This is a genomic window from Ruegeria sp. HKCCD7628 (genome assembly GCF_057221005.1).
In genome coordinates, this window is the sequence record NZ_JBWVBA010000025.1 from 1 (window position 1) to 12,560 (window position 12,560).

At 58.0% G+C, this 12,560-nt stretch carries 13 protein-coding genes, 1 tRNA gene and 1 riboswitch; of the genes, 6 read left to right on the forward strand and 8 right to left on the reverse strand.

From position 1 onward, the window contains the following. Positions 1-109: 109 nt before the first annotated feature. From cobO to AC2TAD_RS21910, 5 genes are all read right to left on the reverse strand, one after another. Positions 110-709 carry a cob(I)yrinic acid a,c-diamide adenosyltransferase gene (cobO, locus tag AC2TAD_RS21890; protein WP_480870609.1) on the reverse strand — a complete coding sequence of 200 codons (600 nt, stop codon included), beginning with the start codon at positions 707-709 and terminating at the stop codon, positions 110-112. 58 nt (positions 710-767) lie between these two features. Beyond that, entirely contained in the window at positions 768-1,703 is a 936-nt protein-coding gene (locus AC2TAD_RS21895) for a DMT family transporter (protein ID WP_480870611.1), read from the reverse strand. Positions 1,704-1,735: 32 nt separating this feature from the next. Further along, a complete protein-coding gene (locus AC2TAD_RS21900) occupies positions 1,736-2,410 on the reverse strand; it encodes an HD domain-containing protein (protein WP_170755124.1) in 675 nt (224 codons plus the stop codon). Beyond that, positions 2,394-3,494, reverse strand: a complete 1,101-nt coding sequence (gene aroC / locus AC2TAD_RS21905) for a chorismate synthase (protein WP_480870613.1) — start codon at positions 3,492-3,494, stop codon at positions 2,394-2,396. The genes AC2TAD_RS21900 and aroC overlap by 17 nt, the downstream gene beginning before the upstream one ends. Positions 3,495-3,618: 124 nt before the next feature. Further along, positions 3,619-4,059 carry a 6,7-dimethyl-8-ribityllumazine synthase gene (locus tag AC2TAD_RS21910; RefSeq protein ID WP_480870615.1) on the reverse strand — a complete coding sequence of 147 codons (441 nt, stop codon included), beginning with the start codon at positions 4,057-4,059 and terminating at the stop codon, positions 3,619-3,621. A gap of 68 nt (positions 4,060-4,127) precedes the next feature. Next, a riboswitch (FMN riboswitch) is annotated at positions 4,128-4,276 on the reverse strand. Between the two features lie 55 nt (positions 4,277-4,331). On the opposite strand from AC2TAD_RS21910, the gene AC2TAD_RS21915 reads away from it, so the two are divergent. Then, positions 4,332-4,946: an FMN-binding negative transcriptional regulator gene (locus AC2TAD_RS21915; protein WP_480870618.1), complete on the forward strand. Its 615-nt coding sequence runs from the start codon at positions 4,332-4,334 to the stop codon at positions 4,944-4,946. A 2-nt stretch (positions 4,947-4,948) separates the two neighbouring features. Here the strand turns inward: AC2TAD_RS21915 and AC2TAD_RS21920 are convergent, their stop codons facing one another. Next, positions 4,949-5,392 (reverse strand): c-type cytochrome, encoded by a 444-nt coding sequence (locus AC2TAD_RS21920; protein ID WP_480870620.1) that lies wholly within the window; start codon positions 5,390-5,392, stop codon positions 4,949-4,951. Between the two features lie 490 nt (positions 5,393-5,882). Here AC2TAD_RS21920 and petA point away from each other — a divergent pair, with 490 nt between their 5' ends. From petA to AC2TAD_RS21935, 3 genes are read left to right on the forward strand one after another with little or no spacing between them, the layout of a single operon-like run. After that, positions 5,883-6,467: a ubiquinol-cytochrome c reductase iron-sulfur subunit gene (gene petA / locus AC2TAD_RS21925; RefSeq protein WP_170355724.1), complete on the forward strand. Its 585-nt coding sequence runs from the start codon at positions 5,883-5,885 to the stop codon at positions 6,465-6,467. Between the two features lie 11 nt (positions 6,468-6,478). Beyond that, positions 6,479-7,810: a cytochrome b gene (petB, locus tag AC2TAD_RS21930; RefSeq protein ID WP_170355725.1), complete on the forward strand. Its 1,332-nt coding sequence runs from the start codon at positions 6,479-6,481 to the stop codon at positions 7,808-7,810. 17 nt (positions 7,811-7,827) lie between these two features. Next, a complete protein-coding gene (locus AC2TAD_RS21935) occupies positions 7,828-8,613 on the forward strand; it encodes a cytochrome c1 (protein ID WP_170755130.1) in 786 nt (261 codons plus the stop codon). A gap of 142 nt (positions 8,614-8,755) precedes the next feature. Here AC2TAD_RS21935 and mtaB read toward each other — a convergent pair whose 3' ends face one another. Together mtaB and dapF are read right to left on the reverse strand one after the other, a co-directional pair. Continuing rightward, a complete protein-coding gene (gene mtaB / locus AC2TAD_RS21940) occupies positions 8,756-10,012 on the reverse strand; it encodes a tRNA (N(6)-L-threonylcarbamoyladenosine(37)-C(2))-methylthiotransferase MtaB (RefSeq protein ID WP_170355727.1) in 1,257 nt (418 codons plus the stop codon). Then, on the reverse strand, positions 10,009-10,851 hold the full coding sequence (gene dapF / locus AC2TAD_RS21945; RefSeq protein WP_480870625.1) for a diaminopimelate epimerase: 843 nt from the start codon (positions 10,849-10,851) through the stop codon (positions 10,009-10,011). The genes mtaB and dapF overlap by 4 nt, the downstream gene beginning before the upstream one ends. A gap of 211 nt (positions 10,852-11,062) precedes the next feature. On the opposite strand from dapF, the gene AC2TAD_RS21950 reads away from it, so the two are divergent. Both AC2TAD_RS21950 and AC2TAD_RS21955 read left to right on the forward strand, forming a co-directional pair. Beyond that, positions 11,063-11,138: transfer RNA gene (locus AC2TAD_RS21950), tRNA-Lys, on the forward strand. A 213-nt stretch (positions 11,139-11,351) separates the two neighbouring features. Then, positions 11,352-12,560: tyrosine-type recombinase/integrase (locus AC2TAD_RS21955; protein WP_480870628.1), on the forward strand; the 1,209-nt coding region annotated here is incomplete at its 3' end.

Consider the following 12,560-nt stretch of genomic DNA (forward strand, 5'->3'; position numbering starts at 1 on the left):
ATCATGAACGGGCTGGCTGCTGAAGGCACGGATCACAAGACCATCATGATTGATGATAGGATCAGAGCGCCCTTGACTTATGATCGGGGGCGCTCTGTCATCCCAAAGTTTAATAGTCCACGCCGCGCTGGGCTTTGATGCCAGCTTGAAACGGGTGTTTTTCTTCGGTCATTTCCGTGACCAGATCGGCATAGTCTCGCAGGGCTTGCGGCGCGTCGCGGCCCGTCAGGAACACGCCAGTGTTGACTGCCCGTTCGTTCAGACCATCAATCACCTGATCCACCGTCAGATATTCATAGCGCAGGGCGATGTTGATCTCGTCCAGCACCACAAGGTCGTATTCGCCACTGGCCATCAACGCCCGCGCTTTGTCAAAGGCCGCGTTGGCGGCGGCGATGTCACGCTCGCGGTCTTGCGTGTCCCAGGTAAAACCCTCGCCCATCGTGTGCCAGGTGACCAGATCGCGCTCTTCGAAAAAGCGGCGCTCGCCCGTTTTCCACTTGCCCTTGATGAACTGCACCACGGCCACTTTCTGACCCCAGCCAAGCGCCCGGATCACCACACCAAACGCAGCCGAGGATTTGCCTTTGCCCTTGCCTGTGTTGATCAAGACTAACCCGCGATCCGGGTCTACGGCCTCGGATACTTTCTTGCGGTGCTGGGCCTGCACCTTTTGCATCTTTTCCTTGTGATCCTGCGCGTCACTCATGAGAGGAACCTTTCATTCTGTTGCGCCCAACCTAGGTGAAGTTCGGCAAAGGTAAAGATCAGGTCTTGGGATCGGTTGCAGATTGGGCTTTATTGCGTTCCAAGCCCAGCTGACGTTCGCGTAGGATCACCACAACGTTGCCCGCAATTACCAAAGTGGCACCGATCAACATGACGAGTGTGGGCAGTTCGTCGAACCAAACGTACCCGATAACCACGGCAAACAGCATCGTTGTATAGTCGTAAGGCGCCAGCATGGAGGCCTGCGCGAACTTGTAAGACGTGGTCACCAAAATCTGAGCAACACCGCCTGTTATTCCTATAACTGCCAGTGTCAGAGTCTGTTCAAGGGTTGGTGTCGTCCAGCCCCACAAGGCCGTACAGGACGATAAAAGGGTTGCTGTCAGTGAAAAGTAAAAGGCCACGGCGGCGGGGTGATCGACCTGCACCAATTGTCGGATGTGGATTTGCACAAACCCACGCGCCATCGTCGCAACCAAAACGCAAAGCGCCCCGATCGCCGCTGTGCTTTCCATGTTGTTGCCGCCCAGCCGGGGCCAGATCATGATCAATACGCCGAGCAGCCCAAGACTGACTGCGCCGATGCGGATCATACGAATACGTTCGCCCAACATGAAGGCCGCCAGAATCAGGGTGAAGATCGGTGTGGCATACCCAATCGCCGTAACCTCAGGCAGGGGTAGTAAAGCCAGTCCGGTGAAGGTTAGTCCCATGGCTGACGTTCCCAGAACCCCTCGCCAGAAATGCCCCATGGGTTTTCTAGTGATTAGACCTTTTGCCAGTTCTCCGCGCCAAAGCAGCCAGCCAACGACAACCGGTATCGCAAAAAGTGATCGGAAGAACACGATTTCGCCGGGTGGAAAGTCATCCGACACCGCTTTGACCACTGCAGCCATCGCCGTGAACAGGAACAAAGCGCCCAGCTTCAGACCCACCGCCAGGACGGGTCGATGCGATGTTAAGGATTTTGCCATGGGCCGAACCCTGCGCCTTTAGTCGGCAAAGATCAACGGGTGGCCTCGCCGTTTATCCATGTATTGGGTAGTTCACTGCCGATTTCTTCGGCGAAGTCTTCCAGAAACCGGATCATCCGCGCGGTACGGCGTTTTGCAATCTGCCGTCCGGATTCGGTGAGCATATCGTCGGACAAGTTCAGCAATTTCACTTTCCAATGGTCCAGTGAAAAGTGCAGATCATCTAGCGTGCGATCAGCGGCAAAGGGATCAGCTGCATCGTACAGAGTGCGCCCCAAAGCGCCCGAGACCGAGAAGTTCCGTGCAATCCCGATGGCGCCCAATGCGTCCAGCCTGTCGGCGTCGCGCAGAATGCGGGCCTCGGGCGTTTCGGGTGGAATATTTGCCGAATAGCTATGTGCCTCAATGGCATGTTTGGTGGCGTCGATCTGGGCGCGGCTATAACCAAAATCTCCCAGAATAGGCTCTGATTCCAGGGCAGATTTACGTGAAGCCAAATGGCGATCCGGGTCATCTTTTGGCAGGTTTACCAGATCGTGGAGATAGCTGGCCGCCAGCAGAACAGTCATATCTGTCCGGTCATCAGAAATGGCCTGTGCGTTCACCCAGACGCGGTCCAGATGGGCCAGATCATGGGCCGGGTCTGTTTCCATGCGCTGCGCGACGACGCCGCGCAAGCGGCCGCGCAGGTCAGCCGATATGTCCACGGTTTTCTCCGATCTGGCCGCGATGTAGCAGCAGATGATCAAAGATCACACAGGCCATCATCGCCTCACCCACCGGGACGGCGCGGATGCCGACGCAGGGATCGTGGCGACCTTTGGTGATGATCTCGGTTTCCTCACCCGATTTAGTGATCGTCTTGCGCGTCGTCAGAATGGAGGAGGTCGGCTTGACTGCAAACCGCACGACGATGTCCTGTCCGGTCGAGATACCGCCCAGAATACCGCCCGCGTGGTTGGAGCTGTATTGTGGGCCGTTCTGACCCATGAAAATCTCATCGGCGTTGGCCTCACCGGTCAGTTCTGCGGCGGCCATGCCTTCGCCGATTTCGACGCCTTTGACGGCGTTGATCGACATCATCGCTGCGGCCAGATCAGTGTCTAACTTGGCGTAAACCGGCGCGCCGATCCCTGCGGGGACGCCGCGCGCGACGACTTCGACCACAGCGCCAACCGAGTTGCCGGATTTGCGCAGATCATCCAGATAGGCGGCCCATTCGTCAGCGGCTTGGGCGTCGGGTGTCCAGAACGGGTTCTGTTCGATCTGCGACCAGTCGAAATTGGCGCGGTCGATCTTATGCGGGCCGACTTGCGTCATATAGCCGGTGATCTGCACATTTGGCGCGATCTGTTTGATGGCCTCGCGCGCCAATCCTCCAGCGGCAACACGAGATGCGGTTTCGCGCGCCGAGCTACGCCCGCCGCCGCGATAGTCGCGGATGCCGTATTTCTGCCAATAGGTGATATCAGCGTGGCCCGGACGGAACTTGTCCATGATATCGCCGTAGTCTTTCGAGCGTTGATCGGTGTTCTCGATCATAAGCTGAACGGGCGTGCCGGTTGTCTGCCCCTCGAACACGCCGGACAGGATTTTGACCTGATCGGGTTCGCGCCGCTGAGTGGTGAATTTGTTCTGACCCGGTTTACGCTTGTCCAGCCAATGCTGGATCATACCCTCGTCGATCGCAACGCCCGGAGGGCAACCATCCACCGTCGCCCCCAAGGCAGGGCCGTGGCTTTCACCCCAGGTGGTGACGCGGAAGAGGTGTCCGAAACTGTTCATCGACATGGGGCGTGCTCCTTTGAGGGTTGTGATTAGCGGGGAGAGCCTCTGGCCTCAAGCGGATTTGCGGTTGGGGCGGGGTGCGCTGCCCTGTGGGCAGCGCGTTTGAGTATTTGCGAAAAGATGAAGATCAGGCCGCCTGCGCAACTTTTTCGCGGGTTTCGGTGATTTTGAGTGCAGCCTGCGCGGCCTCGCGCCCTTTTTCCACGAAATGCGCGCGGTAGATCGCGTTGTGGTGGTCAGTTTCCTGATATTGATGCGGGGTCAGCGAGACCGACAGGACCGGAACGCCCGTGTCCATCCCGGCGCGCATCAACCCATCGACCACGGCCTGCGCCACGAAATCATGCCGGTAGATGCCACCATCCACCACAAAAGCGGCACAGGCGATGGCCGCATAGCGCCCGGTTTGCGCCAGGTCGCGGGCCAGCAGGGGCATTTCGAACGCGCCGGGCACGTCATAGACGTCGATCTGGTCGGCCGGGATGAGCTGCTGGAACCCCTCCAGCGCGCGGTCAACGATATCGGAATGCCAGTTGGCTTTGACGAAAGCATAGCGGGTGTGTGTCATCATGATCTCCTACGTAAACAGACACGTCACCCAAGGCGATCACGAGCAGCCGCGCCGAGGGGCACGCTGCGCGTTCTCTTTCATCCGGACTGTAACCGTCGGCTCTGGCTTCTCACCAGATCTGCTTGTCACCTCGTGTACCGAGGCCGCTCGCGGGCTTACGGATCAGCGCCCGCATACCGCCGGTGGGGAATTTCACCCCGCCCTGAGAACGACGCGGACCTTGCCAAGATCGCTGCGAATCTGCAAGGCGTTCCGTTAGGAGATTTGATATGCACCCAAACCCGGCTTTCCGCTCTGAAGATCAGGCCCTAAGCGTCGAATTTGCCCGCGCGCGGGCCTTTGGCTTATTGGCGCTGTCCACCGAAGGCGCTCCGTTGATCAGTCATGTGCCTTTCCTGTTGAGCAAAGATGGCAGGGTCGCTGAATTGCATCTTGTGCGGTCGAACCCGATTTTCCGCGCGCTGACAGTCCCGCGCGCCGCGAAAATCGCCGTCGCCGGTCCGGACGGCTATGTCTCACCCGATTGGTACGGGGTCGAAGATCAGGTGCCTACGTGGAACTATGTCGCCGTTCACTTGACGGGAAAGCTGGAACTGCGCCCGCATGATGAATTACGGGATCTTCTGGACCGCCAGTCGGCTTTTTATGAGCAGCGGTTGTTGCCTAAACCAGCTTGGACAACCGGCAAGATGACCCCTGATGCACTGGACCGGATGATGCGCATGATCGTGCCGTGCCGGATGCAGGTCGACGATATTCAGGGCACGTGGAAGCTGAACCAGAACAAACCCGAAGCCGTGCGCTTGGCTGCAGCGGATCAGGTGGCAAAGGGCATCGGTTCAGAGCTTTCGAGGCTGACCGCGCTGATGCGGGGTCAGCGCTAGGGTCAGTCGCTGAACGTCGCCAGGTAGGCCGCGATGTCCTCAGCCCCTTTTTTCAGCTTTATGCTCATGTTGGGACGGGCTGTTTCATCGTCGAGATAGTCTTTGATAAAGCGAATCGGATCTTTCGAATAAGCGGCGATGTTGTCCTCGGTCCAGACCAACCCTTGCTGACCAGCGAGGATCATGTCGTCAGTGAACATTCCGATCGGCAGCCGTTCGCTGCCATTCAGGTAGTCGGTTTCGGTGCCAGCTATGCGCCCGACAACACCAAAAAGATTCGGCCCGGTGATTCCTCCTTTCACCAAAACCTCACCATCCTTGATGATCGCGTGGCAAGAGGAACACCTGTTGTAAAGCGCCTCGCCCTTGGCTGGATCTCCGGCCGCGAGGGCCTGTGTCGATAGTAACAAAGCGAAAAGCAGCGTGATCCGTGAAGTCCGCGGCATGGGAAAAGTCCTGCTAAAAGTTGTCCTGACCCGCGCCTTCTTGCATTCGAGTGCCAAGTGCAATCAAATTCCGAGCGTATGGGGTCATTCTGAAATATCTATTTTTAATTCAATAATTTATACGCTCTGATTTTAGCTGAAGTTGAAGAAAATAAGGCAAGAATTGGGAATATTCTTGAAAGTTTGGCTTCTTCGGTTTCTGCTTTGCAAAACCTGACGGTTCGCGCGTGGGCCTGCCCGTTAATAGCGCGAATCACCTGAGCAGAGACATGGCCCTGGTGCTCGAATCCTTTGGCTAAAATCAGCTCCAACCTTGAAAAAAGTACCTGACGTAGTGACATGAATGCCCAGATGCGGCGTAGTGCGCGCCTATGACCGCTGGACGAACCGATTTCTCCCGGCTAGATAGCCGCGATGAGACGCCGCTTTGATGCGGTGCTGATGCATGTTTGCCCGGTATCCTCCGGGCGCCGGAATCGGAGAAAACCTCGTGTCCCACGCAGAAGACAACGAAGGCACCCGCAGAGATTTCCTCTACTACGTCGCTGGCGGCGCAGGTGTCGTTGCGACGGGTGCAGCCGTATGGCCCCTGATCAACCAAATGAATCCCTCGGCAGACGTTCAGGCGCTGTCCTCAATCCGTGTGGACGTGAGCGGCGTTGAGCCGGGGACGCAGCTGACTGTGAAATGGCTGGGTAAACCCGTCTTTATCCGTCACCGCACCGGTGCCGAGATCCAAGAGGCCAAAGAGCAGGACGCCGAAGGTCTGGATGCGCTGCCCGATCCGCTGGCGCGCAACTTCAACCAACCGGCTGATGCGCCCGCGACCGACGAAAACCGCGTCATGCCCTCGCCTGAGGGCGAAGCCCCCGGTGCCTGGCTGGTTCAGATGGGCGTATGTACGCACCTGGGCTGTGTGCCGCTGGGCGATGCCGGTGACTTTGGCGGCTGGTTCTGCCCTTGCCACGGTTCGCACTATGACCTTGCCGGTCGTATCCGTAAGGGCCCTGCGCCTGAAAACTTGCCTGTTCCGCCCGCTGAGTGGACGGACAACAGCACCATCAAACTCGGCTAAGGGAGACCCAAATGTCCGGAATTCCCCACGATCATTACGAGCCGAAGACAAACGGCGAAAAGTGGCTGAACAGCCGCCTGCCCATCGTCGGCTTGCTGTACGATACACTCATGATCCCCACCCCCAAGAACCTGAACTGGATGTGGATCTGGGGTATCGTGCTGACATTCTGTCTCGCACTGCAGATCATTACCGGCATCGTTCTGGTGATGCACTACACCCCGCATGTTGATCTGGCCTTTGCCAGCATCGAGCACATCATGCGCAACGTGAATGGCGGCTATATGCTGCGCTATCTGCACATGAATGGCGCATCGCTGTTCTTTGTTGCGGTCTACATCCATATCTTCCGTGGCCTGTTCTACGGCTCGTACAAAGCGCCGCGTGAGATTACGTGGATCATCGGGATGCTGATCTACCTGATGATGATGGGTACTGCCTTCATGGGCTATGTTCTGCCCTGGGGTCAGATGTCCTTCTGGGGTGCGACCGTGATCACCGGCCTGTTTGGTGCGATCCCCTTCGTTGGCGACGCGATCCAGACCTGGTTGCTGGGCGGACCCGCAGTGGACAACGCCACGCTGAACCGCTTCTTCTCGCTGCACTATCTGCTGCCGTTCGTGATTGCGGCGCTGGTCATCGTGCATATCTGGGCCTTCCACACCACCGGCAACAACAACCCCACAGGTGTTGAGGTTCGCCGCACGTCGAAAGCCGATGCCGAGAAAGACACGCTGCCCTTCTGGCCCTACTTTGTGATCAAGGATCTGTTTGCGCTGGCCGTGATCCTGGTCGTGTTCTGGGCGGTTGTGGGCTTCATGCCGAACTATCTGGGCCACCCGGACAACTACATCGAAGCCAACCCGCTGGTCACACCTGCACATATCGTGCCTGAATGGTACTTCCTGCCGTTCTACGCGATCCTGCGGGCCTTCACCGGTGAAGTTTGGGTTGTTCAGTTCGCAAGCTTCATCACCGGCGGCATCATCGATGCCAAGTTCTTTGGTGTGATTGCGATGTTCGGTGCGATCCTGGCGATGGCTCTGGCACCGTGGCTGGACACTTCCAGCGTGCGTTCGGGCAAATACCGTCCGATGTTCAAATGGTGGTTCTACCTGCTGATCGTCGATTTCTTTGCCTTGATGTGGCTGGGTGCGATGCCCGCCGAGGAGCCCTATGCGACCTTCTCGCTGATCGCCTCGGCTTACTGGTTCGCCTATTTCTTCGTGATCCTGCCGATCCTTGGTGTGATCGAGAAACCTCTGGCCCAGCCCGAGACCATCGAAGAAGACTTCAACGCGCATTATGGCAAGGCTGACGCCGAAGCCACGCCGGCCGAGTAAGAAGAGGGACCGGAAACATGTTCAAGAAACTTGCAATCGGTGCCGCGTTTGCTCTGGCCCTCACCCCTGCTGCGTCCTTCGCGGCAGGCGGCGGCGAGCAGCATATCGAGGACTTCAGCTTTTCATTCGAGGGGCCGTTTGGCACCTGGGACAAGAACCAGCTTCAACGCGGCCTTCAGGTCTATACCGAAGTCTGTGCGGCTTGCCACGGTCTGCAATATGTACCTCTGCGTGACCTGGAAGCGTTGGGATATTCGGAAGAAGAAGTCATCGCCTATTCGGCAGAGAATTTCGAAGTATTCGATCCGGAACTGGATGATTTCCGTCCTGCGATCCCAACCGATCACTTCCCGGCTAACACTGGCGTTGGCGCACCGGACCTGAGCCTTATGGCAAAGGCCCGCGCCGGTTTCCACGGCCCTTACGGCTTGGGGATCAACCAGTTCTTCAAAGGCATGGGTGGTGCCGAGTACATCGCGTCCCTGCTTGATGGCTATACTGGTGAGGAAAAGGAAGAGGCAGGCACCATTCTGTACGAGAACAAAGCCTTCCCCGGTGGTTGGATCTCGATGGGGCCGCCGCTGTCCGAGGATCAGGTCGAATTCGCCGATGGCCATCCTGCCACGGTAGAAGCCATGTCCGAGGACATTGCGGCCTTTCTGATGTGGACGGCTGAGCCCAAGATGATGGAGCGGAAGTATTCCGGCTTTGTCGGCGTGATCTTCCTGTCGGTTCTGTCGGTGCTGCTGTATCTGGTGAACAAGCGCCTGTGGGCCGGTGTCAAAGGCAAGCGTCAGCACTAAGGCTTTTGCATTTCTGAAATTGAAAACCCCCGCACCATCCGGTTGCGGGGGTTTCTTGTTTCTGGCGGGATAAAGGGCCCAGCCCCTTCTTGGCCTGCGGCCAATTCAACCCCGAGATATTTTTAGCCAGATGAAGGACGGATCAGGCTTTGAGTTGGCTGTCCGTGTAATCGGTGATCGAGGCGGTAACGATCTGACCTTCGGGTTGGGGCGTATCGAAAGTGACTTCGGTGAACTGTTCCGTGCGACCCATATGTGGGTTTTCCATCAGGATGTGATGGGTTTTGCCCAATTGTGCGGTCAGGTGTTTCGCGACCTGAGCGTCTCCGGCAGCGCGCAGGCGCGCGGCGCGGGCTTTGATGATGGTGCCGTTGATCTGCTGCGGGATGCGGGCCGCGGGCGTTCCTTCGCGTTTGGAGTAGGGGAAGACATGCAGCCAGGTCAGGTCACAATCCGTGACCAGTTTCAGCGAGTTTTCGAAATGGGTGTCTGTTTCGGTGGGGAAGCCTGCGATGATATCCGCGCCAAAGGTCATGTCTGGGCGCAGTTTGCGGGCCTCTTCGGTGAAGCGGATGGCGTCGTCGCGCAGGTGGCGGCGTTTCATCCGTTTCAGGATCAGGTCATCGCCATGCTGCAGCGACAGGTGCAGGTGGGGCATAAGGCGCGGTTCGGTCGCAATGGCCTGCATCAGGTTTTCATCCACCTCGATCGAGTCGATCGAACTGATCCGCAGGCGCGGCAGGTCCGGCACCAGCTTGAGGATGCGCATCACCAGATCGCCCAGCTTGGGCTGTGCGGGCAGATCGGCGCCCCACGAGGTCAGGTCGACGCCTGTGAGCACCACCTCGTTATAGCCCCGGTCCACCAGCCGCTTGATTTGGTCCACCACCACGCCCGCAGGGACGCTACGCGAGTTACCGCGGCCATAGGGGATGATGCAGAAGGTGCAGCGGTGGTCACAGCCGTTCTGAACCTGCACATAGGCGCGCGAACGAGTGCCGAAGCCGTCGATCAGGTGGCCTGCGGTCTCGGTCACGGACATGATGTCATCGACCTGTACCGCCTCGGTCTGACCGATGAAATCGGCGGCCATGCCTTTCCAGGTGTCGGGTTGCATTTTTTCGGTATTGCCGATGACCGCGTCGACCTCGTCCATTTTGGCGAAGGTTTCGGGTTCGGTCTGAGCAGCGCAGCCGGTCACGATCAGGCGGGCATCGGGGTTCTCGCGACGCAGCTTGCGGATTTCCTGCCGGGCTTTACGCACGGCCTCGGCCGTCACGGCGCAGGTGTTCACCACCACGGCGTTCGACAGGCCCGCCTGTTGCGACAGTTCTTTCATCGCCTCGGTCTCGTAGGCGTTCAGGCGGCAGCCCAGAGTGGTGAACTTGGGTGCGCTCATCCCAGAGCCCCCAGAAACTCAGGGGTCAGCGTACCTGAGAAGACATGGGCAGTGGGACCGGTCATCCAAACGCCATCGTCGCGCCAGTCGATCCAGATCGTGCCGCCATCCAGCTCGATCTGCACTTTGCGCCCGGTCAGGCCACGCCGTGCAGCCGCCACCGCCGTGGCACACGAAGACGAGCCCGAGGCCAGCGTGATGCCCACGCCACGCTCCCACACGCGCATACGGATGTGATCGGGGCCGATGATCTGCGCCACCTGAACGTTCGTGCGTTCGGGATAAAGCGGGTGATATTCGTAGCGCGATCCGAATTCTTCCAGTGGGATGGCCTCGGCATCGTCCACAAAGAATGTGCAGTGCGGATTGCCCATTCCGGTTGCCGAGGGAACGCCTTCGATAGGCAGTTCCAGCGTATCAACCTCTTCAGCCAGCGGAATCTCGTGCCACTCCAGTTGCGGTGGGCCCATGTTGACCGAGGTCAGCCCGTCGCCCGCGTCGCGCGCACAAAGCGTGCCGCGTTCCGTCGTCAGGGTCAGCTCGGGCTTGCCGGTTTCCTCCATCAGGAATCGGGCAATGCAGCGCGTGGCATTGCCGCACGCGGCCGAGGTCGATCCATCCGCATTGTAGAACACCAGATGCGCGTCCGATTCACCGTTTTCGATCACGGCCAGCTGATCGAACCCGACTCCGAACTGACGGTGACCGATTCCCTTTGCCAGAGCGGGTGTCAGGTCAATGCTTTGCGCACGCGCATCCACAATGACAAAGTCATTGCCTAGCCCGTGCATCTTCATGAAGGGCAAACCCGAGGTCAGTATTCGTTGCATGGCGGGCATATAACCCTGCCTTTGAAATGAATCCACCCTATCGCGCAGATTCCTGAAAAAAGGGGTTGACCCCCCTGCGTCCCCTGCCTAATTAGGCCGCCTATCGGGTCGCCGGAACGTAAGAAATTACAGGCGAAACGAGGCGTGAAATAAGGACTTGCACCCAATCGGGAAAATGCCTTAGAGAGCGCCACGGATCGAAAGATCCTAACAAAAGAGTGGGCCGTTAGCTCAGTTGGTAGAGCAACTGACTTTTAATCAGTGGGTCGCAGGTTCGAATCCTGCACGGCTCACCACTCCAAACACCAATAAAATATGACAAAAACCTCTGAAAATCAGGGGTGATCTGATTTGATTTTGCTATGTGCCAAAGTGCGTGTTTGCGCAGGTTTGGGCACAGCAATGCAGGGAAATCTGGAAAAAACCTGGAAGAACTTTTAGGTTTGTTGCGAGGCCAGCCGCTGCAGCGGCTGACCCCCACATCGCCAAACTCCTGAGGAAACCGGGCAATGCCTAAAAAGAACATATCTGCGCGCGAGCGTGCTTCAGGTCACATCCAAGCCGCGCTGGACACTGGCGTCCGAGGCGAATTGCGCGAGGTCCTGAGAAAGGCGGCTGCATTGGCAGCAGGTGAACGCGTGACTGACGTCTCAGATTTAGAGTATCGCAAACTGGCGATTGGCGCCAAACTCGTAGACAAGGATCGACCTGGTCTGTTGATGCGCCACGGCAAGCGCACAGGCAAAGTCTGGATCTATCGCTATGAGCACCCTGACACCAAGAAACAGATCGAATTCCAATTTGGCCGTTACCCGTCAATGTCGACGGCTGACGCGCGCGAGTCGTGGCGGGAGCTACGGGCTCAACGGTTTGAAGGTAAGGTCCCAACCGTCGGCACCTCCAGCTATCCCAGTACCCTGACTTTGGGCGATCTGATAAAGCGTTACATCACCGATTATGCGCGTGTGACCAAAGCCGCTTCGTCAGCCAAGGAGGATGAGCGCCTTTTGGGCAAGTTCGTTGTGCCGTTCTACGAGGGTCTACCTGCGACGGAGTTCGACCACGAAGTGGCGAAGGCGGTCCTGTCCAACATCGTCAATGCAGGGGCCTTGCGCGAAGCGGAGAAAGTTCGCTCAGTTCTCTCTACCATGTTCAACGTGGCTAGCGGGCGAACGCGCAAGATCTCGACTCTCGATGGAACCTGGCTGCCGCCAGATCATCCCAATCCCGTAAGGGCTGTGACGTTACCAAAGCGTAACCCCCGTCAGCACACTCCTGGAACGCGTGAACTTCGCAACTACGTACGAGGCCTCGATCAATTGGGGCAGCATGGCGCGATACTTCGCATCCAGTTAGAGACTTTTGCCCGGATTGGAGAGGTTTCATCCATGGAATGGGCCGAGATTGATCTAGATGCTGGGACATGGACGCTGCCCGCAGCGAGGTCGAAGAATGGGAAAGCTCACGTTGTGATGCTTGCGCGGCAAACCGTGGAGCGCCTTCGGGCCCGCGCGGAAACAGTCACTTCACATTTGGTTTTCCCTTCAGTTCATGACGCTAACCGTCCGACCGATAAGCACTTGGTGATCCGGACACTGGCCAAAAAGCGGGAGTCCATTGGCATCTCGGAGGAGTTCACGTCCCACGCTACATTCGACATTTGGCGCGCGTTCATCTTTGGCCAGCAGCCATACTCGACATGTTCCTCCTGCCAGCTG